The 26,536-nt window shown below is 61.8% G+C and carries 26 protein-coding genes; 14 read left to right on the forward strand and 12 right to left on the reverse strand.

Translation table 11 applies throughout. The features are described from left to right. Window positions 1-5: 5 nt before the first annotated feature. From ACW9UO_RS00080 to ACW9UO_RS00095, 4 genes are all read right to left on the reverse strand, one after another. Complete coding sequence (locus ACW9UO_RS00080) at window positions 6-782, reverse strand: ABC transporter ATP-binding protein (protein ID WP_457087013.1); 777 nt, start codon at window positions 780-782, stop codon at window positions 6-8. 140 nt (window positions 783-922) lie between these two features. Beyond that, window positions 923-1,360 carry a tellurite resistance TerB family protein gene (locus ACW9UO_RS00085; protein ID WP_457087014.1) on the reverse strand — a complete coding sequence of 146 codons (438 nt, stop codon included), beginning with the start codon at window positions 1,358-1,360 and terminating at the stop codon, window positions 923-925. Between the two features lie 164 nt (window positions 1,361-1,524). Further along, window positions 1,525-1,980, reverse strand: a complete 456-nt coding sequence (locus ACW9UO_RS00090; protein ID WP_457087015.1) for a tellurite resistance TerB family protein — start codon at window positions 1,978-1,980, stop codon at window positions 1,525-1,527. 121 nt (window positions 1,981-2,101) lie between these two features. Then, window positions 2,102-2,677: a DUF6151 family protein gene (locus tag ACW9UO_RS00095; protein WP_457087016.1), complete on the reverse strand. Its 576-nt coding sequence runs from the start codon at window positions 2,675-2,677 to the stop codon at window positions 2,102-2,104. Between the two features lie 136 nt (window positions 2,678-2,813). On the opposite strand from ACW9UO_RS00095, the gene ACW9UO_RS00100 reads away from it, so the two are divergent. Next, window positions 2,814-4,772, forward strand: coding sequence for a bifunctional 2',3'-cyclic-nucleotide 2'-phosphodiesterase/3'-nucleotidase (locus tag ACW9UO_RS00100; RefSeq protein ID WP_457087017.1), 1,959 nt, complete (start codon window positions 2,814-2,816; stop codon window positions 4,770-4,772). Between the two features lie 170 nt (window positions 4,773-4,942). Here the strand turns inward: ACW9UO_RS00100 and ACW9UO_RS00105 are convergent, their stop codons facing one another. From ACW9UO_RS00105 to ACW9UO_RS00115, 3 genes are all read right to left on the reverse strand, one after another. After that, window positions 4,943-6,586 (reverse strand): CTP synthase, encoded by a 1,644-nt coding sequence (locus ACW9UO_RS00105; RefSeq protein WP_457087018.1) that lies wholly within the window; start codon window positions 6,584-6,586, stop codon window positions 4,943-4,945. Window positions 6,587-6,780: 194 nt separating this feature from the next. Beyond that, window positions 6,781-7,143, reverse strand: a complete 363-nt coding sequence (gene secG, locus ACW9UO_RS00110) for a preprotein translocase subunit SecG (RefSeq protein WP_457087019.1) — start codon at window positions 7,141-7,143, stop codon at window positions 6,781-6,783. A 198-nt stretch (window positions 7,144-7,341) separates the two neighbouring features. Beyond that, window positions 7,342-7,737: a DUF6524 family protein gene (locus ACW9UO_RS00115; RefSeq protein WP_457087020.1), complete on the reverse strand. Its 396-nt coding sequence runs from the start codon at window positions 7,735-7,737 to the stop codon at window positions 7,342-7,344. A 247-nt stretch (window positions 7,738-7,984) separates the two neighbouring features. Between ACW9UO_RS00115 and ACW9UO_RS00120 the strand changes: the two genes are divergently transcribed. From ACW9UO_RS00120 to ACW9UO_RS00130, 3 genes are all read left to right on the forward strand, one after another. After that, window positions 7,985-9,280: an adenylosuccinate synthase gene (locus ACW9UO_RS00120; protein WP_457087021.1), complete on the forward strand. Its 1,296-nt coding sequence runs from the start codon at window positions 7,985-7,987 to the stop codon at window positions 9,278-9,280. A 7-nt stretch (window positions 9,281-9,287) separates the two neighbouring features. Continuing rightward, window positions 9,288-9,536, forward strand: coding sequence for a DUF2842 domain-containing protein (locus tag ACW9UO_RS00125; RefSeq protein WP_457087022.1), 249 nt, complete (start codon window positions 9,288-9,290; stop codon window positions 9,534-9,536). A gap of 97 nt (window positions 9,537-9,633) precedes the next feature. Continuing rightward, the gene (locus tag ACW9UO_RS00130; RefSeq protein ID WP_457087023.1) at window positions 9,634-10,566 is read left to right on the forward strand and encodes a DMT family transporter; all 933 of its coding nucleotides are present in this window, start codon (window positions 9,634-9,636) and stop codon (window positions 10,564-10,566) included. Here the strand turns inward: ACW9UO_RS00130 and ACW9UO_RS00135 are convergent. After that, the gene (locus ACW9UO_RS00135; protein ID WP_457087024.1) at window positions 10,517-11,209 is read right to left on the reverse strand and encodes a thiamine diphosphokinase; all 693 of its coding nucleotides are present in this window, start codon (window positions 11,207-11,209) and stop codon (window positions 10,517-10,519) included. The genes ACW9UO_RS00130 and ACW9UO_RS00135 overlap by 50 nt on opposite strands. A 138-nt stretch (window positions 11,210-11,347) precedes the next feature. Between ACW9UO_RS00135 and ACW9UO_RS00140 the strand changes: the two genes are divergently transcribed. Beyond that, the gene (locus tag ACW9UO_RS00140; protein WP_457087025.1) at window positions 11,348-13,516 is read left to right on the forward strand and encodes a chemotaxis protein CheA; all 2,169 of its coding nucleotides are present in this window, start codon (window positions 11,348-11,350) and stop codon (window positions 13,514-13,516) included. A gap of 59 nt (window positions 13,517-13,575) precedes the next feature. Here ACW9UO_RS00140 and ACW9UO_RS00145 read toward each other — a convergent pair whose 3' ends face one another. Then, the gene (locus ACW9UO_RS00145; protein WP_457087026.1) at window positions 13,576-14,949 is read right to left on the reverse strand and encodes an L-serine ammonia-lyase; all 1,374 of its coding nucleotides are present in this window, start codon (window positions 14,947-14,949) and stop codon (window positions 13,576-13,578) included. Window positions 14,950-15,199: 250 nt separating this feature from the next. Between ACW9UO_RS00145 and rpiA the strand changes: the two genes are divergently transcribed. The 7 genes from rpiA (at window position 15,200) to ACW9UO_RS00180 (ending at window position 22,110) form a co-directional block, all read left to right on the forward strand. Further along, window positions 15,200-16,000, forward strand: coding sequence for a ribose-5-phosphate isomerase RpiA (gene rpiA, locus ACW9UO_RS00150; RefSeq protein WP_457087027.1), 801 nt, complete (start codon window positions 15,200-15,202; stop codon window positions 15,998-16,000). Window positions 16,001-16,010: 10 nt separating this feature from the next. After that, on the forward strand, window positions 16,011-17,369 hold the full coding sequence (gene gor / locus ACW9UO_RS00155; RefSeq protein ID WP_457087028.1) for a glutathione-disulfide reductase: 1,359 nt from the start codon (window positions 16,011-16,013) through the stop codon (window positions 17,367-17,369). 70 nt (window positions 17,370-17,439) lie between these two features. Beyond that, the gene (gene hflK, locus ACW9UO_RS00160) at window positions 17,440-18,627 is read left to right on the forward strand and encodes an FtsH protease activity modulator HflK (RefSeq protein WP_457087029.1); all 1,188 of its coding nucleotides are present in this window, start codon (window positions 17,440-17,442) and stop codon (window positions 18,625-18,627) included. Further along, entirely contained in the window at window positions 18,627-19,667 is a 1,041-nt protein-coding gene (gene hflC, locus ACW9UO_RS00165) for a protease modulator HflC (RefSeq protein ID WP_457087030.1), read from the forward strand. Before hflK ends, hflC begins: the two co-directional genes overlap by 1 nt. Beyond that, entirely contained in the window at window positions 19,664-19,861 is a 198-nt protein-coding gene (locus ACW9UO_RS00170) for a DUF2065 domain-containing protein (RefSeq protein WP_457087031.1), read from the forward strand. The genes hflC and ACW9UO_RS00170 overlap by 4 nt, the downstream gene beginning before the upstream one ends. Window positions 19,862-19,883: 22 nt before the next feature. After that, window positions 19,884-20,426 (forward strand): hypothetical protein, encoded by a 543-nt coding sequence (locus tag ACW9UO_RS00175; RefSeq protein WP_457087032.1) that lies wholly within the window; start codon window positions 19,884-19,886, stop codon window positions 20,424-20,426. 256 nt (window positions 20,427-20,682) lie between these two features. Then, window positions 20,683-22,110: a DegQ family serine endoprotease gene (locus ACW9UO_RS00180; RefSeq protein ID WP_457087033.1), complete on the forward strand. Its 1,428-nt coding sequence runs from the start codon at window positions 20,683-20,685 to the stop codon at window positions 22,108-22,110. A gap of 88 nt (window positions 22,111-22,198) precedes the next feature. Here ACW9UO_RS00180 and ACW9UO_RS00185 read toward each other — a convergent pair whose 3' ends face one another. Both ACW9UO_RS00185 and ACW9UO_RS00190 read right to left on the reverse strand, forming a co-directional pair. After that, complete coding sequence (locus tag ACW9UO_RS00185; RefSeq protein ID WP_457087034.1) at window positions 22,199-22,750, reverse strand: peptidoglycan-binding domain-containing protein; 552 nt, start codon at window positions 22,748-22,750, stop codon at window positions 22,199-22,201. 46 nt (window positions 22,751-22,796) lie between these two features. Continuing rightward, a complete protein-coding gene (locus tag ACW9UO_RS00190; RefSeq protein ID WP_457087035.1) occupies window positions 22,797-23,204 on the reverse strand; it encodes an OB-fold nucleic acid binding domain-containing protein in 408 nt (135 codons plus the stop codon). Between the two features lie 156 nt (window positions 23,205-23,360). Between ACW9UO_RS00190 and ACW9UO_RS00195 the strand changes: the two genes are divergently transcribed. Beyond that, on the forward strand, window positions 23,361-23,684 hold the full coding sequence (locus ACW9UO_RS00195; protein WP_457087036.1) for a 2Fe-2S iron-sulfur cluster-binding protein: 324 nt from the start codon (window positions 23,361-23,363) through the stop codon (window positions 23,682-23,684). Beyond that, a complete protein-coding gene (locus tag ACW9UO_RS00200) occupies window positions 23,684-24,502 on the forward strand; it encodes an FG-GAP repeat domain-containing protein (protein WP_457087037.1) in 819 nt (272 codons plus the stop codon). The genes ACW9UO_RS00195 and ACW9UO_RS00200 overlap by 1 nt, the downstream gene beginning before the upstream one ends. An 88-nt stretch (window positions 24,503-24,590) precedes the next feature. On the opposite strand, the gene ACW9UO_RS00205 is transcribed toward ACW9UO_RS00200, so the two are convergent. Continuing rightward, on the reverse strand, window positions 24,591-26,405 hold the full coding sequence (locus ACW9UO_RS00205) for a trypsin-like peptidase domain-containing protein (RefSeq protein WP_457087038.1): 1,815 nt from the start codon (window positions 26,403-26,405) through the stop codon (window positions 24,591-24,593). Window positions 26,406-26,536 lie beyond the last annotated feature (131 nt).

The following is a 26,536-nucleotide window of genomic DNA, read 5'->3' on the forward strand; positions in this document are numbered from 1 at the left end:
TGGTTTTAGACGGCCATTGTCGAGGACAGAAACCCCCGCAGCCGTTCTGATTTTGGTGCGCCAAAGAGCGTCTCTGGCGCGCCTTCTTCTTCGATCAGCCCTTGATGGAGAAAGACCACATGGTCGCTCACATCACGGGCCATTTTCATGTCGTGGGTCACAATCAACATGGTCCGGCCTTCACCGGCCAAGTCTTTGATCACCTTGACAACTTCTTGTTCCAGCTCGGGGTCAAGCGCGCTTGTCGGCTCATCAAACAGCAGCGCTTCGGGTTCCATGCAAAGGCCGCGCGCAATCGCCGCCCGCTGTTGTTGTCCGCCCGAAAGCTGCGCCGGATAGGCGCTGCATTTGTCGCCGATGCCGACCTTGTCGAGATAGCCGCGCGCCCGGTCTTCTACCTCGGCGCGGTCGCATCCGAGCACGGTCACCGGGGCCTCCATCACGTTTTGCAGGATGGTCATATGCGCCCACAGATTGAACTGCTGAAACACCATCGACAGATTGGTGCGGATGCGCAGCACCTGCTTGGCATCCGCCGGTCTGCGCGCCAGTCCACGGCCTTTCCATGTCACCGGCTCGCCTTTGAACAAAACCTCGCCCTGCTGGCTGTCTTCGAGCAGGTTGGCACAGCGCAAAAGCGTGGATTTGCCCGACCCCGACGAGCCGATCAACGAGATGACCTCGCCGCGATGCGCATTGATGGAAACCCCTTTGAGCACCTCCAAAGAGCCATAGCTCTTGTGCAGGTCACGAATCTCGATAACGGGGGTCTGGTCTGTCACGGGCATCAATCTATGAGTGGCGGGTTCTGGTAATAGGGCGGAAATTTTGCGCCCTTGCAACTTCCAATACGGCGGAATCGGGTAAATTCCGCCGGAGTTGCCGCCACGATAGCCCGTTTCGGAAGCCCTGTGCGTATCCTTTAGCCCTTGTCGACACGTTGCCGGGCAAGCGCGCTGTCGCGGTCATTGATCCCCAGCATCGGCGCAACCATGCGCAGCAGCGCATTCTCGGCGTCGTCGCGTTCGCCATCGGCCAGCACCACTTGCCACAGCGCCTCGATCACACCGATCCGCGCCTCGAACGGCACCTGATCCTTGATCGCGCGGGTAAAGCGCACGGTGTCGGGGGCCTCGGTTTCCAATTGCTCGGCCTCTTTGCGCAGGGCGGTGGCTTCAAACGGCGAAAGACCGAAGCGACCGGCGGCGATCTTGTCGATCAGCGCGCGTTCATCATCGTCATAGCTTTCGTCCGACCGGGCCACGCGCACCAAAAGCGCGGTCAGCGCAAGGCGTGCGTCGTCGTCGGGCAAGGAGGCGGGCTCGGGCTGGGTCAGCCGCTTGAGGAAATCAGCAAACATGGGGGATATATAGGGCCAAGCGGCGCGGGGGCCAAGCGGATGTCGCGCGCCTCGGTTACAGCCGCTGGTGTATATAGGGGGCGCTGCCCCCTCGGGGGTCTGGGGGCTGGCCCCCAGCCTGTCGACACGCGCAGGCGTGGCGAAAAACATGCATGGTCAGGCCTTCAGCTGATGCTTTGCGCGGCCTCGCGCGCTTCTTGGCTATGGTCAATCGACACGCCGAGCATTTCTTCGACCAGATCCACCAACGCCACTTCGTGCTCTTCCTGCACGCCGTCGGCAATCACCACGGCCCAGAGCGCCTCGGCAATCTTGCGCCGGTCTTCGTAGTCCACCGCCTCACGCAGCTTTTCGACAAACTCCGGCGTGTCGGGCACCGCCTCTTCCAAACGCTCGCATTCGGCCCGCATCTTGGCCGCGGCAACCGGATTGAGGCCATTGCGCAGTGCGAGGATACGGTCGATCTGCTCAAGCTCCTCGAACAGATAGACGTGATCGGCCTTGGCCACCCGTACCAAAAGCGCGCCAAGCGCATGGGCGGCGTCAAGCGCGGGCAGGGGCTGTTTGGGCGGGGCTTCGCCGCTGAACATCCGGGTCAGGCGGTCAAATATCGTGGGCATGGCTGTCTCCTCTGTCGGTATTTCCCTTGGCGGGTTATTCGTTTTCCACAGGATTAGCCTTTGGTGCCGCCTTGTCGACACCGCAGATGTCAAATGCCGCCTTGGCCGCGATAACGTAGCGTCAGGGGCGGGCGCGAAAGCGCTCTTCCTTGCTGATCACATGCGGTTTGGCCATCGGTGCCCAATCGGGCGGCGCAAAGAAGGGGGTCGCTTTCCACTTTCCAGACAGTCGGCCCACCACCAGATTGCGGGCGAAGACCCGCATAAGCCGCCCTAGGCCGCTGTCTTTCGTCGGTTTGCCCGGCCCTTTGGCCCAAACCGTATTCACATGTGCGCGCACCGGGCCAAGCGCCGTATCCTCGCCCTGATGCGCCGCGCACATCAGCGACACAAACGGCAGCTTGGCCGATTTCAACGTATTGGCCACCGGCGTGTTGCAACAGGTGGTGTGCCAGCGCGACAGCCCCTTGGGCGAGAGTTTCAGCAGCCCGAGATTTTCGGCACCGCGGGCAAAGGTGATCTGGGCCGGCGTGATCTGAAGCAGATCGACGCCGCCGGTGTCTGTCACCGTGTCCGAGCCGAGATGGCGCAGAAAGGTTTGGCAATCGGCGCAGTAGCACAGCAGCCGGTTGCCGGTTTTGGGTGCGGTTACATGCCACTCGGTGGCACCACAGGTGCAGGCGAAGGTCTCTGTCATGCGCGCGACGCTACCCTTGTGCAAAGGCTTGGGCAAGCCGTCGCGCACGCTGTCATCCGGTCTTCGTGATTTTGAAATAGAGGTGTAGCATCTACGGAGTCGTATACCGCCATCCAACACTCAGGGGAGTTTTCTCATGCCTATGTCCTTGTCACGACGTGGTTTTCTGGCCAGTACCGCGGGGTTTGTCGCGTTGCATCCCTTCTCGGTAAGTGCCGCTGGCAATCAGGCGCACCTGCGCATCATGGAAACAACCGATCTGCATGTGCACGTCTTTCCCTATGATTATTACAGCGACAAACCCAATGATACGGTGGGCCTGGCGCGCACCGCTGCACTGATTGGCGACATCCGCGCCGAGGCGACAAATGCGCTTTTGATCGACAATGGCGATTTCCTTCAGGGCAACCCGATGGGCGATTACATCGCCTATGAGCGCGGCATGAAAGATGGCGATATGCACCCGGTCATTGCCGCGATGAATGCACTCGGGTTCGATGCCTCGACGCTGGGCAATCACGAGTTCAACTACGGGCTGTCCTTCCTTGAGAAATCGCTGGCAGGGGCGAATTTCCCTGTGGTCTGCGCCAATATCGTCAAAAAGCTGGGGGCGACCCCGACCGAAGACGAAACCCTGTTGCCGCCTTACGTGATCCTTGATCACAAAGTCACCGATGGCGCGGGCGAAGAGCATCCCATTCGCGTCGGTCTGATTGGCTTTGTGCCGCCGCAGGTGATGAACTGGGATCGCCGCCACCTTGAAGGCAACGTGATGGCGCGTGATATTCTTGAAGCCGCGAAGGCCTATGTGCCGCAGATGCGCGAAGCGGGGTGTGACTTGGTCGTGGCGCTGTCGCACTCCGGAATCGGGTCGGCGGACGCGGCCGAGGGGATGGAGAACGCTGCCGTGCCGCTCGCCGCTGTCGATGGCATAGACGCGATCCTGACTGGCCACAGCCACCTTGTGTTTCCGTCGTCGACCTATGCCGACTTTGCCGGGGTCGACGTTGCTACCGGTACGATCATGGGCAAACCCGGCGTGATGGGCGGCTTTTGGGGCTCGCACATGGGGCTGATCGACCTGATGATCGAACGTGATGGCGCGGGCTGGCGGGTGCTGTCGCACACCTCTGAGGCGCGGCCGATCTATGAGCGCGGCGAAGATCGCAAGATCACGCCGCTGGTCGACAGCGTGCCGGTGGTGCTTGAGGCCGCGCAGGCCGAGCACGACGAAACCCTCGCCTATGTGCGCCGCGCGGTGGGCAAGACCGACGCGCCGTTGCATTCGTATTTCGCCTTGGTGGCCGATGATCCGTCTGTGCAGATCGTGTCAAACGCCCAGACCTGGTATATCGAGCAGATGATGGTCGGCACCCCGCATGAGGGTCTGCCGATCCTGTCCGCTGCGGCCCCGTTCAAGGCCGGGGGCCGGGGTGGGCCAGAGTATTTCACCGATGTTGCGGTGGGCGATGTGGCGATCAAGAACGTCTCGGATCTGTACCTCTATCCCAACACGGTGCGCGCCGTCCGGGTGACGGGGGCGCAGGTCAAGGACTGGCTCGAACGCTCGGCGGGCATGTTCAACCAGATCGAGCCGGGGGCGCAGGATGCTGTGCTGTTGAACCCCGCGTTCCCAAGCTACAACTTCGATGTGATGGACGGGGTGACCTATCAGATCGACCTGTCGCAGCCGTCGAAATTCGAGCCGAAAGGCGAGCTGGAGAACGAAGGCGCGAACCGCATCGTCAACCTGATGTACAACGGCGCGCCGCTTGATCCGGCGCAGGAGTTCATCATCGCGTCCAACAACTATCGCGCGGGGGGCGGGGGCGCGTTCCCCGGAGTCTCACCCGAGACGACTGTGTTTGAAGGCCCCGACACCAACCGCGACGTGATCGTGCGCTATATCGTGGAAAAAGGCACCATCAGCCCGCGTGCCGACGGCAATTGGTCATTCGCGCCGATGGAGGGCACCACGGTGATCTTCGAGACCGGGCCAGCGGGGGCAGGGTACGCTGACAGCGTGCCGGGTGTATCGCTGGAAGAGGCGGGCATGTCGGACACCGGGTTCGCCCTGTTCCGCATCGCGCTTTGAGAAATCGTAAGCCGGGCTCAAACCCGGCTTACCCCCTCACTGCAAACGCAAACCGGGCAGGGGCGGACGCGGCTCGCGCCTATCGACGAAGGCATCTCGATACAAATAGACGCATGCGCATCGGCACCTGAAATTCAGATGCCGCGCCATCACTGGTGTGCTCGCGGTTGTCACACCAACCGCGAAATCTCTTTTGCCGCCCGCACGAAATCCTTGAACAGCGGATGCGGTTCGAACGGTTTCGACTTCAGCTCGGGGTGGAATTGAACGCCGATAAACCACGGGTGATCCTGCCACTCCACGATCTCGGGCAGCTTGCCATCCGGCGACATGCCCGAGAACACCAGCCCGTGCTTTTCCAACTGGTCGCGGTACTTGATATCCACCTCATAGCGGTGACGGTGGCGCTCATCGATGGCAGTGCCGCCATAAATCTGCGCCACTTTCGAGCCGTCTTTCAGCGTGGCGTCATAGGCACCAAGGCGCATCGTGCCGCCCTTGTCATCCCCCGCCGAGCGCGAGACTTTTTCGTTGCCCTGCACCCATTCCTTGAGGTGATAGACCACCGGCTCGAACCGTTTCTTGCCAGCTTCGTGGTCAAACTCTTCCGACCCGGCACCGGCAACGCCGGCCACGTTGCGCGCCGCTTCGATGACAGCCATCTGCATGCCAAGACAGATGCCGAGATAGGGCACCTTGTGCTCGCGCGCGAACTGCGCCGCCTTGATCTTGCCCTCGGTGCCGCGTTCGCCAAAGCCGCCGGGCACAAGGATCGCGTGGAAGCCTTGCAGGTAGATCGCCGGATCTTCGCGGTCGAACAATTCGGCATCGACCCATTCCACCTTGACCCGCACCCGGTTGGCGATACCGCCATGGGTCAGCGCCTCGGCGATGGATTTATAGGCGTCCTCAAGCTGGGTGTATTTGCCAACAATCGCCACCCGCACTTCGCCTTCGGCGTTGTGGATACGGTCGCTGACGTTTTCCCACTTCGACAGGTCGGGCTTGGGGGCGGGGCTGATCTGGAATGCATCGAGAACCGCCTGATCAAGCCCCTCGCGGTGGTACGCCAAAGGCGCGTCATAGATGGTCGACATATCCTGCGCGGCAATCACGCTGTCGGGGCGCACATTACAGAACAGCGCCAGCTTTTCGCGTTCCTTGGCGGGGATCGGCCCCTCAGAACGGCACACCAGAATGTCGGGCGCAATGCCGATCGAGCGGAGCTCTTTGACGCTGTGCTGGGTCGGCTTGGTCTTCAACTCACCGGCGGCTTTCATCCAAGGCAACAGCGTCAGATGCATGAAAATGCACTGTCCACGCGGCTTGTCTTGGGAGAACTGGCGGATCGCTTCAAAGAACGGCAGGCCTTCGATATCGCCAACAGTGCCGCCAATCTCGCAGAGCATGAAGTCGACCTCATCCTCGCCAATCGAGATGAAATCTTTGATCTCATTGGTCACATGCGGGATCACTTGGATCGTCTTGCCAAGATAATCGCCACGGCGTTCTTTCTCCAGCACGTTGGAGTAGATCCGCCCTGACGAGACCGAATCCGTCATCCGCGCGGCCACACCGGTAAAGCGCTCGTAATGACCAAGGTCGAGATCGGTCTCGGCGCCGTCATCGGTCACAAACACCTCGCCATGCTCAAACGGGCTCATCGTGCCGGGATCAACGTTGAGATAGGGGTCAAGCTTGCGCAACCGAACCGAGAAGCCCCGTGCTTGCAGCAACGCGCCCAGAGCGGCCGAAGCCAACCCTTTACCAAGCGAAGAAACGACACCGCCGGTGATGAAGATAAAGCGCGCCATGCTGGTGGAAACTCCCGTGATCAAGCTAGATTCGACTGCGCGGCCAGAGGCCAAAAAACCGCAGTACCACGGGACCCTACTGTTATAGGATTCGCGTGGAATTGACAAGCCGACCGCAAGATACTGTTGCGATCAGGCTGGATATCTCAATGGATTGTAGGCGCGCCGGGGAAAACCCGGCGCTTTTGGCGGGTTTACTCGGCCCGCGGCACCAAAGGTGCATTCTCGTCCGCACCCGGAGGCAGCAGATCGTCACCCGGAAGGCTGGGCGTAGACGGCGTATCATCGCCGGTCTCTGCCGCAGGCGGGGTCAGACGATCAACAACCGACGTCCCAGCAGAGTTCTGCGCTGCGATCACGGTGAGTGTGATCGAGGTCACGATAAAGGCCGCGGCGAGGATCCAGGTGATCTTGCCAAGGGCAGTCGCCGCCGAGCGTCCGGCAACGGCTCCGCCGCCACCCATACCAAGGCCGCCACCTTCGGAACGCTGCATGAGCACAACGCCAATCAGGCCGAGCGCCAACAGCAGGTGGATAATCAGGACAACGTTTTCCATAAAGCCTCGCGGGTATCGTGTTGCCGGGCTATGTAGGCGGAAAGATCAGGGCGCGCAACCCGCAACGCAGTCAGGAAAGCACAGCTCGCTGCGTCAATACGCACCTCAGGTCTTCTTCTGTTCAAAAATACCGCGGGGGGCGGTCGCAGACCGGGGGGCAGAGCCCCCAAATCTCCAACCCTTCAACGCAGCAAACCCTCAGGCATCCACGTCATCCACATCCGCCTGTCCCGACAAACGCCGCCGCACGATGGACCAGCTCAAACCGATGGCCAGAACCAGCGACAGCGCGAAAATCCCCAGCCAGGTGTTCAGCGCCTGATTGTCGAGCGTCAGCACGCCGAAGTCATACAGCACCCAAAGCAAGGCACCGACAATGGCGGCCACCAGAAACATCCCCAAACCCCCGATCGAGCGCAGGGTGGCGCGCAGATAGATAATGTAGCCCACAAGAAGAAGCAGCCCCAGAAGGATCACCAACGGCAGTTGAGTGGTATAAGAGCGCAAGGCCCAACCGATGAAATTATACTCGGTCGGGTTAATGGTGGCCGCGACAAGACCGAACGCGAATATCCAACGGACGAAAAATCCCATCACACTCTCCGAAACTGACTGTTCAGGCTGAGACTTACTTCATCGCGCGGCGCTGTCCAGTCTGCGGAGCGCGCGCGGCAGGCGGAGCCCGAATTTTCCAAAATTCGGACCAAAATCCGTTCCCGGATTTTGTCACCGTTCGTTGCGATGTAGCGACAAGTGCAATTTCACGGTTTCGCGCGGCGCAAGGCTTGGGTATATCGGCGCGGGTTTGACTCCGGAACTCGGACAGAAAGGGACGATGCTGATGGCCAATGTAGTCGTGGTCGGCGCTCAATGGGGCGACGAGGGAAAAGGCAAGATTGTGGACTGGCTGAGCGAACGCGCCGATGTGATCGCGCGCTTTCAGGGCGGACACAATGCGGGCCACACTCTTGTGATCGACGGCAAGGTCTACAAGCTGCACGCGCTGCCGTCTGGCGTTGTGCGCGGTGGCAAACTGTCGGTGATCGGCAATGGCGTCGTGCTCGACCCGTGGAACCTGCTGCAAGAGATCGAAACGATCCGCGCTCAAGGCGTTGAGATCACCCCCGAGACCCTGATGATCGCGGAAAACACGCCGCTGATCCTGCCGTATCATGGCGAGCTTGACCGTGCCCGTGAAGAGGCCGCCTCCAAGGGCACCAAGATCGGCACCACCGGACGCGGCATTGGCCCTTGTTACGAAGACAAGGTTGGCCGCCGCGCCGTCCGTGTTGCCGATCTGGCCGATCCCGCCACGCTTGAGGCCCGCGTCGACCGCGCGTTGCAGCACCACGATCCGCTCCGCAAGGGGCTTGGCGTTGAGGCGATTGACCGCGACGGTCTCGTGGCGCTCCTCCTCGAGGTGGCCCCGAAGATCCTCGAATACGCTGCCCCCGTCTGGAAGGTGATGAACGAAAAGCGCAAGGCCGGCAAACGCATCCTGTTTGAAGGTGCACAGGGCGCGCTGCTCGACATCGATTTCGGCACCTATCCCTTTGTCACCTCCTCCAACGTGATCGCGGGGCAGGCGGCCACCGGTGTGGGCATCGGCCCCGGCGCGATTGATTACGTCCTTGGCATCGTCAAAGCCTATACCACCCGCGTCGGCGAAGGCCCGTTCCCAACCGAGCTTGACGACGCCGACGGCCAGCGCCTTGGCGAACGCGGCCACGAGTTTGGCACCACCACCGGTCGCAAGCGCCGCTGTGGCTGGTTTGACGCCGCTCTGGTGCGCCAGACCTGCGCCACCTCGGGCGTCAATGGTATCTCGCTGACCAAGCTCGACGTGCTTGACGGCTTTGAGACGCTCAAGATCTGCACCGGCTACGACCTTGACGGCACGCATCTGGATTACCTGCCCACCGCCGCCGATCAACAGGCGCGCTGCAAGCCGATTTATGAAGAAGTGCCGGGCTGGTCCGAAAGCACCGAGGGCGCGCGCAGCTGGTCTGAACTGCCCGGAAATGCGGTGAAATACGTGCGTCGCATCGAAGAGCTGATCGATTGCCCGGTTGCGCTGCTGTCGACCTCGCCTGAGCGGGACGACACCATTCTCGTCACCGATCCGTTTTCGGATTGAGGCGCATATGACCGGTCGCAAAGGTCTAAGCTACAAGGCACGCCGCCGCTGGTCGCTGGTGATCCTGCTCATCGGCTTGCCGCTTTATATCGTTGCGGCGGTCAGCATCGTGAACTTGCTCGACCGCCCGTCGATACTGGTCGAGCTACTGGTCTATGTGGTGCTTGGCATCGTCTGGGCGCTGCCATTCCGGTTTATCTTTCGCGGGGTCGGCCAAGCCGATCCCGACGAAACCCCACAGGACCCAAACGCCTGAACCAAACGCCTGAAAACTGTGAGCCGGGCGTCAATTCGCCCCTCACTTCCCTTGCGTCAAGGTTGAGCGCGAATTCCAGTTTGGCCTAGCCTTCGCCATGGACCACACCCCCGCACGCCATCCGCACGACAAGCCCTTCCTCGGCATCCTTCTGGCGCTGGGGTTTTGCGTGCTCGCACCGCTGGGCGATGCGATGGTCAAGCTGTTGGGCGAATCTGTCCCGCTGATCGAAATCCTCACCATACGGTTCCTGATCCAGGCGGTGGTCCTGAGCGTGGTTGTCGCCCTATCCGGCCGGGTTTGGCGCATGTCGCGCCGGGTGTTCTGGCTGGCTTGGCTGCGCGCGGTGCTGCATATCGCGGGAATCGCTGCGGTCTTTGTGTCGCTGCGCTATCTGCCCATCGCCGAAGCCATCGCCATCGCCTATGTCATGCCGTTCCTGATGCTGCTGCTCGGGCATTACGTGTTGGGCGAAGAGATCGGCGCGCGCCGGATGTGGGCCTGTGCCGTCGGGTTCCTCGGCACCTTGATGGTGGTGCAGCCCACCTTTGTGGATGTCGGCTGGCCCGCCTTGGTGCCGCTGCTGGTGGCGGTGATCTTTGCGCTGTTCATGCTGGTCACGCGCCACATCGCGCGCGAGATTGACCCGGTTTCGCTTCAGGCGGTCAATGGCGTCATGGCCAGCGCCCTTCTGGTACCAGTCTCGCTTTGGTTGGTGATCTTCGACAGCACGACGGCGCATTACGTCGCCTTGGTGCCGCGCGAAGTCTCACTTCTGATCGCGGTCGGCATCACCGGAACCATGGCGCATCTGCTGATGACCTGGAGCTTGCGTTACGCCCCCTCGGCGACACTCGCGCCGGTGCAGTATCTTGAAATCCCGGTGGCGGTGCTGTTCGGCTGGCTGATTTTTGCCGATCTGCCCAACGGATTGGCGCTGCTCGGCATCTGCGTGACAATGGCCGCCGGGCTTTACATCGTCATCCGCGAGCGGTCCATGGCGCGGACGCCGCTGATTGAACAGCCCTGACCACCTCATCGATACAGTCGCGCGGCAAGATCACCAGCATCCCCGGCGTGTCCATCCACAGCTGCACCCGCGTCGCCGAGGCTTCGTTCGAGGTGCCAACCCGCGCGCCCGGTGCAAAATCCAACCCGTCTATCGGCCAGCGCAATCCCACGCTCTGCCCCTGAACCGGCCGCATCGGAAACAGCGAGACCCGCGTGCCGACATCCAGTGACAGGTCAAGCCGGGGCGGGGCGTGAAACACGATATCCTCGCGCCCGATCAGCACACAGGGGCTCTCGGGGCGGGCAGCCAGCCGATTGAACACCGACAGCTGATGATCCACCCGCGCGCCGAGAAACCCCAGCCCGAGGATCAGCGGTGCCGCGATATTGCGCAGGCATTTGTCGAAATCGGTGCTGTCTTGTTCGCTGATATGGTGCAGCGCGCTGGCGGGCAGGGCGGCCCGTGTCGCGGCGTCGAGAGAATCGAAATCGCCGATCACCGCCTCGGGCACGACCCCATGGCGCAACAGAACTTTGGCCCCGCCATCCGCCGCAACCGCGCGTTTGGCCCAGTTTTGGGCGACAATAAGGTCGGCGTGGCGGAATTCTCCACCTCCGACCAATAATACTGGCTCTTGGGCAGAAACAATCGGGTGATTCATGGCATTTTAGCCGTTATTTAGGAGTTAGGTCACATTCTAGTCATGAAATGATACGTTCACTGGCACAGATTCGGGCCGCTTTGGCCGGGACCATCATGATAAACATGACCTTGCAGGTATTTGGAAGGCGAGCATCCGATGGTACAGACAAATAAAATACTGACCGTCTCATACGGCACCTTTTCGTGCACGTTGGAGGGGTTCGACGAATCCTTTGAGACCATGAAGGCGATTGCGGAATACTTCCGCGATCTGGCAGGCGACGATCGATACTTCGGCGCCGAACCCCCGACGCCCGATGCAGAGATGCTGGCGCGGATTGCCGAGAAAGAGATTTCCCGCCGGGTTGAGGCCCGGTTTGAAAATGACGGCATTGTTTTGCGCCCGTCGCTGCCCGCAGCGACCGAGGCCGAGACCGCCGACGAAGCGGACGACGCGCCTCAGATCGCGCCAGAGGTGGACGCGCAAGCCCCCGCCGATGTTGAAGCTGAGACCGCGCCAGAGGTGGCTGACAGCCCGGACACTGCGCTTGATCTGTCTGACGCCGATGTTGCCGAGGATGACGATTTTGATGCAGAGCTTGAAGCTGTTGCCGAGGATGATGACTTCGATGCAGAGCTCGAAGCTGTTGCTGCCGCGCTGACCGAGGGTTTTGATGAGGCCGTTCAACAGCCCGCACTCGAAGAGGTGCAGGACGCCGAAGACGATGAAGGCGAGGCACCCGTTGCCAACGCCGTGACCGTTCAGGCCGAGCCCGCGGTGGAATTCGACATCGAGGCGGCCAAGCCCGAGCGCGTGCCGGAATCCATCGCCGAGAAACTGGCGCGGATTCGGGCCGTGGTGTCGTCGGCCTCTGCCGAGCGTCGCCAGGCCGAAGTCGCAGTGGAGCAGCCCGTTGTCGAAGACGCCGTGGCAGTGAGCGCTGAGGACGCGCCTGCGGCGGAAGAGATCCGGATCGAAGACGTGCTGATCGACGAAACGCCTTCCGTCGCGGCTGACGAAGAGATCACCGCCGAAGTCGAAGCCGAGGATCTGTCCGAGGCGCTTGACGTTGCTGACACCGATGAAACCGCCCCGGCGGATGACGCGGCGTTGCTGGGCAATATCATGTCGACGCTGGCATCGGGCGAGGGCGAAGACGTGCTCATCGCAACCGATGAAGCCGCCGAGATCGATAGCGCCGAAGCGATTGCCGAGACTGCGGAAGAGACCCTCACCGACGAAGCCGCCGCAATTTCCGAGGCGATCACCGCTGAGGTTGACGTGGCTGACGAAGACACAGCCGAACCCGCTGTCGCAGCGGATCTGACCGAAGACGCGGCTGAGGTCGAAACCGATGCCGATGCGGCCTCTGTCGCGCCGCGCCGGGTGGCCCCGCGCCGTCCGGTTCGCGTGGTCAAGGTCAAGCGTCGCGCCGTCGAAGAGGCGCAGCTTGAAACCAGCCTGTCGGACGATGACGAGGCTGACCTGATGCGCAACTTGGCCGAGGTCGAAGCCGAGGTCGCGGGCGAAGAAACACCTGCGCCGGTATTGACCGAAAAGACCACAACAGACGCAGACGCACCGGAAATCAACGAAGATTTCGCCGAAACAAAGCATGCCGTCCGCGTCATGGCCCGCCGTGACCGCCGCGATAGCTTTGCCGAGGACGAGGGCGATGTATCGCGCCTGATGGCCGCCACTGACGAGCAACTGCAAGAGCCCGAAGGCCGGTCGCGTCGCAATGCGATTGCGCACCTGCGGGCCGCCGTTGCCGCCACCCGCGCCGACCGTGGCCAATCCGACAGTGCCGATGCCACAAGCGATCCGCGCGGCGCATACCGCGATGATCTGGCCGCCGCCGTGCGCCCGCGTCGCAATGCCGAAGCCGATCAAGAGCGCCCCAAGGTGGCCCCGCTCAAACTGGTGGCTGAACAGCGTGTTGACCTGCCGGAGAACGAAGTCCCGGCCCCCGGCACCGTCGCCCGTTCGGTGCGTCCGCGCCGGGTGCAAATGCCGCTGGAGCGTGAGGAAGAAGAAGCCGGCGGTTTCGCGGCTTTCGCCGAAGAAGTGGGGGCCAACCGTCTGCCCGAGCTTCTGGAAGCTGCCGCGTCTTACATGGCGTTTGTTGAGGGTCGCGACCAGTTTTCGCGCCCGCAACTGATGACCAAAGTGCGCCAGGTCGAGCCTGCCGACAGCAGCCGCGAAGACCGTCTGCGCAGTTTTGGCCAGCTCCTGCGCGACGGCAAAATCGAAAAAGTCGACGGTGGCCGCTTTGCTGCCTCCGACAGCATCGGCTTTCGCCCGGACAAACGCGCAGCGGGATAAACCGCTCTGACAAAACGAACAAAAGGCCGGGGCAACGCTCCGGCCTTTGTCATTTGGTCTCAGCAGTTCGGAACGTTCACCGCCAGCCCGCCAAGCGAGGTTTCCTTGTACTTCTCGTGCATATCGGCCCCGGTCTGGCGCATGGTTTCGATCACCGCATCCAGTGGCACAAAGTGTTTGCCATCGCCGCGCAGGGCCAGACTTGCCGCCGAAACCGCCTTGATCGCACCCAAACCGTTGCGCTCGATACAGGGCACCTGCACCAAGCCCTTGACCGGATCGCAGGTCATGCCAAGGTGATGCTCCAACGCGATTTCCGCCGCATTTTCAACCTGTTCGGGCGTGCCCCTCATCACGGCACACAGTCCCGCCGCGGCCATCGCCGCCGCCGATCCGACCTCTGCCTGACAGCCGGCCTCGGCCCCCGAGATCGAAGCGTTGAACTTGACCAGCCCGCCGATGGCCGAGGCGGTCAGCAGGAATTCCGGCACACCGGCGCGGCTCGCCCCCGGCACATGGTCAAGCCAATAGCGGATCACCGCCGGCACAACCCCTGCCGCGCCATTGGTGGGCGCAGTTACCACCTGATTTCCGGCGGCGTTTTCCTCATTCACCGCCATCGCATAGGCGCTCATCCAATCGTTGATCGTGTGCGGCGCCGATTGGTTCATCCCGCGTTCTGCGATCAAAGCATCGTGAATGCCGCGCGCCCGGCGGCGCACATTCAGCCCGCCGGGCAAGATTCCGTCGACCTGCAAACCGCGGTCGATGCAATCGTTCATCACCTGCCAGACCCGGTCCAACCCTTTGGTCAGCTGGTCATGCCCGCCGCGCGAAATCTCGTTGGCGCGCTTCATCTCGGCAATGCTCTTGCCAGAAGATGCCGCCATTTCAAGCATTTCCGCAGCGCTCTTAAACGGGAAGGGCACCGGATTGCCATCGTCTTTGTCGCGGCCATCGGCCAACTCGGCCTCGGTCATGACAAATCCGCCGCCGATGGAATAATAGGTTTCCGACAGGATCACGTCGCCTTGGGCATCGGTGGCGCGCAGCACCATGCCATTGGCGTGACCGGGCAGATTTGGCCCGAAATCGAACGTCAGATCGGCCTTGGGGTCAAACGACAGCGTGCCCAAACCCTTGGGCTTGATCGACTTTTCGGCGTGGATGCGGGCCAGTTCCGCGTCGGCTTTGGCGGCGTCGTAACTGTCGGGGGTGAACCCGGCGAGGCCAAGGATGGTGGCGCGGTCGGTGGCGTGGCCGACGCCGGTAAACGCCAGAGATCCGTGAAGAGTGGCCTGCAAGCCGCTGAAATCAAAAGGAGACGCGCGCATCTTTTCCAGAAACATCGCGGCGGCGACCATCGGCCCCATGGTGTGCGACGACGACGGGCCGATGCCCACTTTGAACATTTCGAAGACGGACAGAAACATCAGGCGGCGCTCCCTTGGTGTGGCGCGCTCTTCAGCGCGACGTGTGGCGGTGCCCCGAGTGATACCGCCCAACGCGCCGCTGCCAACCCCCGAAAACGACAGGTTTAAGGGTATTGCGGCCCATTGCAGAGCCGATTGCGCCGCTCGGGGGCGAAAACACCGCGTTTCCGGCGATATGACGGGCAAAACGGCCTCGCAACCCCATGCGCGATTTCCTATAACCTTGCGAAGATTGAGGGAGTCGCTGCACATGTCCGGAGAATTATCGCCCATCGACAAGGCCAAGTTCGTCGCCGCCAAGCGCGCCGCCGATTTTGTCGAGGATGGGATGCGCGTCGGTCTGGGAACCGGGTCAACCGCCGCATGGCTGGTCCGCTGTCTTGGAGAGCGCGTGCGTGAAGAGGGGCTGCGGTTTCGTGGCGTTCCGACATCGACTCGCACCGCCGAACTGGCGCGCGATGTCGGCATCACGGTGATCAGCCTCGACGAGGCGCGCTGGCTTGATGTCACGATTGACGGTGCCGATGAATTTGATAGCGATTTCAACCTGATCAAGGGTGGCGGCGGTGCGCTGCTTCAGGAAAAGATCGTGGCAACCGCCTCGGACCAGATGATCGTGATTGCCGATGCTGCCAAACGGGTCGAGCATCTGGGCGCCTTCCCGCTGCCGGTCGAAGTGATCCCGTTTGGCTGGCCAACCTCGCAGGCGCTGATCGAAGAATTGTTGGTGTCGATGGACGTTATGGGCCGCGAATCCACCCTGCGGATGACCGGCGATGCGCCCTATGTGACCGACGAGGGCAACCACATCCTTGATCTGCATCTGGGTCGCATCGGCGACGCGCGGCAATTGGCGATGGTGCTCAATCAAATTCCCGGAGTCGTTGAAAACGGGCTTTTCGTGGATATCTGCGACACAGTGATTGTTGGGTTCGGTGACGGGCGGATTGAGCTGCGTGATATCAACACCGGCGAAGTCGAGGCCGACAGGATCGAATTCGTGGAAGACGACAACATGTTTGCCGATCTCGGCGACTGGAAACGCGACTAAAGGAGCCTTCATGGCATTTGATTACGACCTGTTTGTCATCGGCGGCGGCTCTGGCGGCGTGCGCGCTGCACGTGTTGCCTCGGGCGAGGCCGGGGCCAAAGTGGCATTGGCCGAAGAAGATCGCTATGGCGGCACCTGCGTTCAGCGCGGCTGTGTGCCCAAAAAGCTGATGGTGTTTGCGTCGACCTATGGCGAGATGGCCAAGGAAGCGCAGGACTACGGCTGGACGATGATGGCGGGTGGGTTTGATTGGCCGGCGTTCCGCGGCAAGCTTGAGTCTGAGTTGGACCGTCTGGAAGGCGTCTATCGCAACATCCTGAAAAACAACGGGGTTGAGACGTTTGACGCCCGTGCCAAGCTGGTCGATGCGCATACGGTGGAGCTGTCCACGGGCGAGCGAAAGACCGCCAAGCATATTCTGATTGCCACTGGCGGCTGGCCGGTGACACCCGATATTCCCGGCGCGGAGCTGGCGATCACCTCGAACGAGATTTTCCACCTTGATGCGCTGCCCAAGCGTATTCTGATCGTCGGCGGCGGCTTTATTGCCTGCGAATTTGCCGGCATCATGAACGGGCTTGGGGTTGAAACCACGCAATTTTATCGCGGTGCGCAAATCCTGCGTGGCTTTGACGATGAAGCGCGCGGGCTGATTTCGGAAGAGATGATCCAGAGCGGCGTCAATCTGCACCTCGGCACCAACGTGCTTGAGATGAAAAAGGTCGACGACGGCATCTGGGTCAAGGCCACCAACGGCAGCGAACATGTCTTTGATCAGGTGATGTTCGCCACCGGGCGCGCGCCCAACACCAAGGATCTCGGGCTAGAGGAGGTGGGGATTTCCACCGACCGCAAAGGCGCGATTGAAGTCGACGCATACAGCCAGACGGCGGTGCCTTCGGTCTATGCCATTGGCGATGTGACCAACCGGGTTAACCTGACGCCGGTGGCGATCCGTGAAGGTATGGCCTTTGTCGAAACCGTGTTCAAAGGCAATCCAACGCCGGTTGATCATGACCTTGTGCCCTCGGCCGTGTTCACCCAGCCCGAGCTGGGCACCATTGGCCTGTCGGAAGAGGCGGCGCGCGAGCAAGAGCCGATCGAGGTTTATTGTTCGTCGTTCAAACCGATGCAATCGTCCTTTGCGGGCAAAAGCAACCGCGTGCTGATGAAGCTTGTTGTGAGCCAGAAGAGCCGCAAGGTGCTGGGCTGTCACATCGTGGCACCGCAGGCGGGCGAGATGATCCAGCTGGCCGGTATTGCCGTCAAGATGGGCGCGACGAAAGAAGATTTTGACAGGGTCGTTGCGGTGCATCCGACCATGTCCGAAGAACTGGTAACCATGCGTTCTCCGGTGCGCACGGCTTGAAAATGAAGGTCTGGCCCCAAAGATTAAGGGGAAGACAAAGATGGATGCGAACCTGAAGGGAAAAGCACAAATGGCAGGCAATTCTGGCGGACCCTGGGGCGGTGGCTCTGGCGGTCGGGGAGGCGACGGGCGCGGCTCGGGCGACAACAACGGCAGCAACGGCAACAACAATGGCGGCGGTCGGCGTCCGGGTGGCGATGAAAACTCGCAGATGCCTGAAATCGACGAGCTGATGAAAAAAGGCCAGGAACAGTTGCGCGTGCTTATGGGCGGGCGTGGCGGCAATGGCGGTCGCTCGAATGGCGGCGGCGGTGGCGGCAAGGGCAATGGCCCGATGCTGACTCGTGGTACCATCGGCCTTGGCGTGCTTGGTGCGCTGGTACTTTGGGGGATGGCGAGCTTTTACACCGTCAAACCCGAAGAGCAGGCGGTCGAGCTTTTCCTTGGTGATTATTACAGCACCGGCGGTCCGGGTCTGAACTTTGCACCTTGGCCGTTTGTCAGCGCCGAAGTCATTCAGGTGACGCGCGAACAGACCGAAGATATCGGTGTGGGCGGACGCGGCAGCGATGCGGGCCTGATGCTGACCGGCGATGAAAACATCGTGGATATCGATTTCCAGGTGGTGTGGAACATCAACGATCCGCAGAAATTCCTGTTCAACCTGCGCGAACCGCAGCCGACGATCCGGGCGGTGTCTGAATCGGCGATGCGCGAGATTATTGCGCAATCCGACCTCGCGCCGATCCTCAACCGTGACCGGGGCAGCATTGCCTCGCGGCTTCAGGATCTGATCCAGCTCACGCTCGACAGCTATGACAGTGGCGTGAACATCGTGCGGGTGAACTTTGACAAAGCCGATCCACCGGCATCTGTAATCGCGGCGTTCCGCGACGTGCAAGCCGCCGAGCAGGAACGGGACCGGCTGCAAAACGTCGCTGACGCTTATGCCAACCGGGTGCTTGCCGAGGCGCGTGGTGAAGCCGCGCAGCTGATGGAAGAGGCCGAAGGCTATCGCGCGCAGGTCGTCAACGAGGCCGAAGGTGAAGCGAGCCGTTTCTCTGCCGTTCTGACCGAGTACCAGAAAGCGCCGGAAGTCACCCGCCGCCGTCTGTACCTCGAGACGATGGAGCAGGTTCTGGGCCGCGTCGACAAGATCATCCTTGATGAACCGGGGGCCGGGGGGCAGGGCGTTGTGCCTTATCTGTCGCTCAATGAGTTGCGCCGCAACGCCACGCAATCCGAAGGGTCGAACTGATGCGGAAAACCACTTATCTTCTGCCGGTCGTCGTGATTGCGGTGGCAATTCTGCTGTCATCGCTGTTCATCGTCGACGAACGTGAAAAGGCGCTGGTGCTGCAATTTGGTCGGGTTGTCTCGGTCAAGGAAGACCCCGGTCTCAGCTTTAAAATCCCGCTTATTCAGGATGTTGTGCGTTATGACGACCGTATCCTGAGCCGCGACGTCGACCCTCTTGAAGTGACGCCGCTGGATGATCGCCGCCTGGTGGTCGATGCCTTCGCGCGCTACCGGATTGCCGACGTGAACAAGTTCCGTGAGGCCACCGGTGCCGGTGGTGATCTGGCCATCGAAGTGGCGGGGCGCCGGCTCGATTCGATCCTGCGGTCCCAAACCCGTGAGATCCTTGGTTCGGTGTCCTCCAATGACATCCTGAGCTCTGACCGGGCCGCGCTTATGCTGCGGATCCGCAATGGCGCGCTTGGCGATGCTTTGGAGCTCGGGCTTGAGCTGATCGACGTGCGGTTGAAGCGTACTGATCTTCCGGCGGAAAACCTTGATGCGACGTTTGAGCGGATGCGTGCCGAACGTGAGCGTGAAGCGACAGATGAGCGCGCGCGTGGTAACGAAGCCGCGCAGCGTGTGCGCGCGCAGGCGGATCGGACCGTGGTGGAACTGACGTCGGATGCGGCCCGTCAGGCCGAGATCATCCGCGGTGAAGCTGACGCCAAGCGGAACGGCATCTTTGCGGCGGCCTTTGGCGAAGACCCGGAATTCTTTGAATTCTACCGGTCGCTGACCGCGTACCAGCGGGCGCTGAAGGAAGGCAACTCGACGATGGTTCTGTCGCCGGACAGCGATTTCTTCAACTATCTGAAGTCGGATACCGGCAAGCAAGCAGACACCGCAGCCGCCTCTGCGCGGGCAACGGCAGCTGCCGCACCTGCACCTGAAGCCGCTCCGGTCGCACCCGAGGCTCCCGAAGCACCGGCAGACGAAGCACCGGCAGAAGACGCACCGGCAGAAGACGCAGCAGAGACCGAGACGCAGACGCAATGATCGCAACTGCATTTCTGGCCCTCGGGCTGGTCTTGATTGTAGAGGGGCTGGCCTATGCGCTGGCCCCTTCGCTTATCGAACAGATGCTCGAGATGCTGCGCGCCTTGCCCGAGGCGCAGCGCCGCAATCTGGGCTTGATGGCGCTGGCCATTGGTGTCTTGCTGGTGTGGATCGCCAAAACGTTGGGGGCGTGACACACAAACGATAGGGGCGGCGATGCGGCAGGTGGATTTCAAACGGCCCGACGGTGCTTTGGTTGCGGGCATGGGCGTTCTGATCATCGCAGCGGCCTGCACCGGGCTGGTGATGGCCCTCTTTATGGGCAAGGATTTCGACCTCAAGACCAACGCCCTTGTGTTGGCCGGTTTCGCCGGCGCCTGTGCCCTTGGCTATGCCTTTCTCAACACCTGGCGCAGGCCGATGCTGTCAATCCGGCCGGATAGGGTGGTCATCCCCTCGTTCTTTGGCGCGAAGACCATTCCCATTTCGCCCGGCCAGCCCTTTGGCGAATTCCTCGCCACATCGTATCACGGATTCGATCGCCCCGGCACGATCGAGGGCAACAAGTTCGTGCATTTCTATACACTTGATGCCCGTGGTGAGCTGACCAAGTTGATGGCGCTGCACCGCGACGCGCCCGAGATTGACACCATCCGCCGCGCCTTTTTGGAGGTCGCCGGCCTTAAGGCCGAGACCCTCAAGGCCGATAAAACGTCGCGCAAGGGCAAACCGGATATCGCGCATTGGCACCGCCGCTGATCTGACGACGAGAGCAAGCCTGCAAAACCGCACTGGTCCTGCTTTGTATCCGTGTTACATTCTTCACGATCTGTTCACATGGCGTTGATAGAGCGAGAGTTCCTTTGTCTGTGACTTTTGAGTACCTAAATTAGAGACAGTTGTTAAAGGCAGTCCGATCGCGATTTGCGGTCAAACAGGAGGAGTTCGTCAATTGAAACCCCAATCGAACGCAGTGGCCCTTGCAGAGCACCAAGTGCACCCGACGCGGTTGCGCATGATGTGGATGCTGGGCATCTCGGTGATGTTCGTGCTGGCGCAGGCGCTGTCCGCTGCCGCGCGCGGCGCACCCGAGAGTTTTGCTGATCTGGCCGAGGGCATAAGCCCCGCCGTGGTGAACATCACCACATCTACCACCGTTGCAGGCCGCACCGGGCCGCAGGGCATCGTGCCCGAAGGGTCGCCGTTTGAAGATTTTTTCCGCGAGTTTCAGGATCGCAATGGCGATGGCGGCGGTGATAGACCGCGCCGGTCGTCGGCGCTTGGCTCGGGCTTTGTGATCTCTGAGGACGGGTTTGTTGTCACCAACAACCACGTCATCGAGGGCGCAGACGAGATCTTGATCGAGTTCTTCAATGGCGGCGAATTGCCGGCCAAAGTGATCGGCACCGACCCCAAGACAGACATCGCGCTGCTCAAGGTCGAGGCCGATGGGCCGCTGCCGTTTGTCAGCTTTGGTGACAGCGACCTTGCGCGCGTCGGCGAATGGGTCATGGCGATGGGCAACCCGCTGGGCCAAGGGTTCTCGGTCAGCGCAGGCATCGTATCGGCGCGCAACCGGGCGCTTTCGGGCACCTATGACGATTACATCCAGACCGATGCGGCGATCAACCGGGGCAACTCGGGCGGGCCGCTGTTCAACATGGATGGTCAGGTGATCGGCGTGAACACCGCGATCCTGTCGCCCAATGGCGGCTCGATTGGCATCGGCTTTTCGATGGCGTCGAACGTGGTGACCAAGGTCGTCGACCAGCTTAAGGAATTCGGCGAAACCCGCCGCGGCTGGCTCGGTGTGCGCATTCAGGACGTGACCGAAGATGTCGCCGAGGCGATGGAACTGGCAAGCACTTCTGGCGCGCTTGTCACCGATGTGCCGGACGGTCCGGCCAAGGATGCGGGCATGGAAGCCGGTGACGTGATCACCAAATTCGATGGCCGCGAAGTGACCGACACCCGCGAACTTGTGCGCGCTGTGGGCAACACCACCGTGGGCAAGGCCGTGCAGGTCGTGGTCAACCGCGATGGCAAAACCCAGACGCTCAAGGTGACTTTGGGCCGTCGTGAGACTGCCGAAAACACCGCAGTGCCCGCATCGCAGCCGATGGATGACACTGATGAGCCTGCAACCGCGTCGATCCTTGGCCTGACCATTTCGCCGCTGAGCGACGAGCTGCGCGAGCAGTTGGAGCTTCCTGCGAGTGCGGAGGGCCTTGTTGTGACGGATGTGGACGAGGTGTCGCAAGCCTATGAAAAAGGTCTGCGCGCCGGGGATGTGATCACTGAGGCCGGTCAGCAGAAGGTGGCGGAAATCGCTGATCTTGAAGCGATGATCGAAGAGGCCAAAGACGCAGGGCGCAAGTCGTTGCTGCTTTTGGTCCGCCGCGCTGGTGATCCGCGCTTTGTGGCGTTGGGCCTCGATGGCTAAGTTCTGATGTGATATAACTTGACGAAGGGGCACCGGTTTGGGTGCCCCTTTTTCGTTGTGGTGTTGGATCTGATTGAAAGGGCCGGCCTCAGTCGCGGGCGACGGCCACAAGCCCAAGCTGACGCGCGGTTTCGATGGTCAAAAGCGCAGTTTCAAGACCTTGGGCGCGTTGGAATCGGCGCAGGGCGGCTTCGGTGGCAAGGTTGATCTCGCCCGAGATCGGACCGTCATAAAGGTCGCGGGCGGCAAGCGCGCGTTGCAAAGACGAGAAAATCTCGGGGCCGATGTCCTTGGCGCAGAGGGTTTCAAACACGTATTCCTTGCGCGGCACCACGATGTCCTGACGGGTTTCGGTGGCATAGATCGCCGGCGCCAGCAGCGAGCCGTCGGGATTGAGGATAGCGGGTTGTTCACGCACCTGCGCGGTGCGGGTTTCGATCACGGCCGGGGTGACATCGCGCACCCAGCAGCTTCCCGGTGTGGCCCCGGCGGGGGCGGGCACGCGGGCGGCCTCAAGCGCGGTAAAGGCGAAACGGGTGGGGGTGTCATTCGGGGGCGGCACGCAGGCGGTTAAGGCAAGGCAAAGCACAGCGCCAAGCGGCGCCGCGCAGGCCCGTCGGGGTGCGGCTGTGTGGATCATCTGCTTTGCCTCTTGCCCTCTGACGGAGCCTTGATTTCGCAGCAGATTAGCCGGTTTCACCGGAGCCGAACAGGGGGCCGGAACGCGGGCGGGAATTTTCCGGCGGATCTGTGACATCAAGAAGACTGTCGAGCATGGCCGAGATATCCTCGACCACTTCGGCAATCACATGGGTCACGCCGCCCTCGCGCTGAAGCCGTCCGGTGACGCGCAGCATCCGGCCCGCAATCACGGCGCGGCGGTATTGTTCGTAAAGTTTGCGCCAGACGATGACATTGACCACCCCGGTTTCATCCTCAAGCGTGAGAAAGATCACCCCTTTGGCGGTGCCGGGCCGCTGGCGCAGAATCACCAGCCCCGCCACGGTGATGCGCGCGCCCTGGGGCGGTTCGTCCAGCCGCACGGCCTGCAGCGCCGAGGGCGGGCGCGGCCAGTTGCCGTGGGCCGAAGACATGAGGGCGCCGGGGGGGTTACGAAAGACTTGCATGAAAACGAATATAGAACATCGGCAGCTCACCGCAAGTTGCAACAGCAAGGGTCGCAAATGTCGGTGAAAAGAAATAAGAGGCGTATCGAACACTAGATCAGGATTCCAAAGAGGGACGTTCGGATGGCGAAGATCACCTATGTCGAGCACAACGGCACGAAGCATGAAGTTGAGGTCGCCAATGGGCTGACCGTGATGGAAGGCGCGCGCGACAACAACATTCCCGGCATCGAGGCCGATTGCGGTGGCGCTTGCGCCTGCTCGACCTGCCACGTCTATGTCGATCCGGCTTGGGTTGAGAAGCTGCCCGCCAAGGACGACATGGAAGAAGACATGCTCGACTTTGCCTATGAGCCCGACGCCGCGCGCTCGCGTTTGACCTGTCAGTTGAAGGTCTCGGACGAACTCGACGGGCTTGTGGTTCAGATGCCCGAAAAGCAAATCTGATGAAGGCGCCGCGTCTGCCGTTGCGCCCTTGGCCCGGTTTGACGCGCGGCGCGTTGCTGATGTCGAGCCTGTGGCTGGGCGGGGCTGCCGCGGCCCAGACCGACGCCGTGCGCTGTGTGGCCGAGGTGGAGAGCGCGTCTTACGAGATGCCGACCGATCGCTATCCGCATGGCGTGTTGGGCGACGACCTCGAATGGGGCACCTTGCGGGTTGCCACGCGCGCCAAGCCGGAGTGCACAGCGGGCGGAGGCGATATTGTTCTGCGCCTGCCGTCGGAGCTGGTGTTTGAGGATGTGGCACCGCGGGTTGTGGACCTTGACGGGCAGGGGCCTGCCGAGATTGTGGTGGTCGAAAGCCACGCCACCAAAGGCGCGCGCCTCGCCGTCTGGGGCTTTCGCAACGAGGCGTTCTTGCGGTTGGCAGCGACGCCGTTCATCGGCACGCGGTTTCGCTGGCTTGCACCTGTCGGGGCGGCGGATCTGGATGGCGACGGTGTAACTGAGCTGGCCTATGTCGACCGGCCGCATCTGGCCAAGACCCTGCGGATCTGGCGCTATCTGCCGCGCGCGGATGGGTTGGCCGATCTGGAAGAGGCGGCTGCGCTGCCGGGCGTGACCAACCACCGGATTGGTGAGAGTAACATCGCCGGGGGCATACGCGACTGCGGGCAGGGGCCCGAGATGATCGTGGCCGATGCCGCGTGGCGCGAGGTTTTGGCGCTGCGCTATGACGGCGCGGCGATCACGATGGACACGCTTGGGCCGCATATCGGGCGCGAAAGCTTTGCACAGGCGCTGGACTGTCAGGCGCTGCAATAGCGGCACTAAGGCTGCGACGAGATGGAATAAAAAAGGGGCGGCGCAGTCAATAGATTGCGCCGCCCCTTTTCACGTCTGTGCTGTCAGATCAGTCCCAGCAGCTGACCAGAACCGCCATGCCACGGCCCTTGGTTGTCAGGTCTTCTGCCGCCAGCGAAGCACCGCCGCCGCGCGCGACGCGGGCCGAGATGCCAGCCTGACGTAGAGCGGCCTGAAGTGCGGCTGCATCTGCCGAAAAGCTGACCTCTTCGGGCAATTGCCGGCCGCTTTGGCTGCGGGGCAACAACATGCCGATCACCGCGCCCGAGCCGTCCATCACGGGGCCACCGGCGTCGCCGGGCAGGGTGCGCAGATCAAAGCGGTCCAGCGCATCTTCGCCATCAAGCCCGCGCAGATCGACCAGCTTGCCAAAGGTCATCGAGGGGGCCCCCAGAACGCCTTCGTAAGAGAACCCGGCCACGGCGACCTCGGATTGCAGGCGCGGGGCATTGGCGGCAAGTTCCGCCACTTCCATCGGCGCAAGATTGGACAAGGGCGTCAGGATCGCAAGGCCCAGTGTCTCATCGCTCATCGCGATTTTCGCGTCGGTGTGACCGTCGAGGGTGATCCGCGTGCAGCTCGATACCGCTTCAAGCGTGGTGGCCACTGCGCCCTTGTCGGACACAAAGAAACCGGTGCGCGACACGCGCGGCTTGCGGATTTCCAGACCGGACAAAAGATCGACCGACTGACTGTCGCCCACGCCGGTATCCGACGGCATCACGCCGCGAATACGGGTAAAGCTGGCGGACATTTCCTGAAGCACGCGGGTTCGGCGGTCTTCGTTGCCTGCGGGCCAGACCAGCATAAAGCCTTTGATCTCGCCGTCACGCAGACTGACCTCGGTGTGCGAGACGATCTCGTCGTTGCTGCCGGTGATGGAGAAGCCGTTGTTGCGACGTTCGCGCGGGCCATCGAGCGGCACAACTTCCAGGGTTTGCAGGATGTCATACAGGCCAAACAGCCGCCGTTGGTCACCCTCTTGCGAGATCAGCAACACCTGCGCGCCAAGATCGCCCTTGGGCGCATAGCGGGCGAACGGCGCTTCGTGGGCGGCAAATTCCACCACACCCAGCGGCAGTTTCATCTCGATGCCGGCCACAGAATCGCTCACCCTCTCAAGGCCCAGACCTTCGAGAACCGCATTGTAATTCTGGATCGCCAGGGCCCGTTGGCGAGTGGTCATCACGCCGTTGGCGTCAAACCCATTGGCCTCTTGCCACGCCGACATGGCGCGGCGGGTGCCAGCGCCATAAGCGCCATCAATGGCGGCATTGTAAAACCCGGCCCATTGCAGGGCGATTTGCAGGTCGCGCTTTTCCTGACCGGTCATCTGCGCTTCGCTGCGGCGCGCTTCGGCCAAAGTCTCTTGCACCACAACCTCTTCGACAGGTTCGGGCTCTACGGCCTCGACTTCGGCAACCGGCGCCTCTTGCGCCTCTTGCACGTCTTCGATGGCGTCCTCAATCGCGGCCTCTACCTCGGCTTCGACGGCAGGCGCGGGCGTGGCGACGGGGGCCTCGCCAGACAGCGCATTGGAGCCGACCGGCCAAAACTGGCTCTCGTAGGTCCGCGAACGGGCGATGAAACTGTCGCGCGGGATCTGGCCGTTGCCGCGCAATTGGCGCAGTTGGGTCGCGGCTTGTGCGTTGTCATAGGGGCCAAGCGCCACGGCATACCAGCCGGAGCCCATCGAGAACCCGTTCACATCGGGCAGGATCTGGGAATAATCGCGCACCCGTTCCTCGGCCTCAAGAAGGCTTGGCAGTGCTTCGATCTGGATCCAGGCGATATCGTCCTGGGCAATGGCGGCGCGCAGGCCAAAAACCAGCGCGAGCAATGATGAAATTATCAAACGTGTCATGTTTATAGGTCGTCCTGCCTGCAGTCACTCATACGCCGCGCAGTTTACCTGCTGAAACTGTGCGTGCACGCTCAAAGTAGGCGGCACAGGGGATTTGTCACGCGATCCGGGTTAACTTATGAGGATCGGCC

The sequence above is a fragment of the Marinovum sedimenti genome (assembly GCF_054052205.1).